Source organism: Bacillus pretiosus (assembly GCF_051294775.1).
GTDB classification, from domain to species: Bacteria; Bacillota; Bacilli; order Bacillales; family Bacillaceae_G; genus Bacillus_A; species Bacillus_A wiedmannii.
In genome coordinates, this window is the sequence record NZ_JBPPHF010000459.1 from 1 (window position 1) to 287 (window position 287).

A 287-nucleotide genomic window follows, 5' to 3' on the forward strand; every position below is an offset into this window, starting at 1 on the left:
TGAAAATGATGCTTGGGGTATTATGGCTGGACCGGGAGGTGGAAAATCTACCACTCAAATTTCCTTGCTTAAGAAAGGTATTAATTTTTTTACGGATGATGTTATTCCGCTTTCTATAAGTGAATCAGGTGTTTTAGCATATCCTGGTTATCCAGCTTTAAAATTAGGTGAACAATCACTGACATTAGCAGACGAGAAACAGTTTACAAGTGTATCTTTGTTAACGGAAAAATAAACTAAATATATATGTGCATAAAATGAAGAGAGCATTTGTACTAAACCATTGA

At 34.1% G+C, this 287-nt stretch carries 1 pseudogene; it reads left to right on the forward strand.

The annotated features are described in order from the left end of the window. Positions 1-235, forward strand: a pseudogene (locus tag ACSG5Z_RS31725) (hypothetical protein); the annotation flags it as partial. Positions 236-287: the final 52 nt, after the last annotated feature.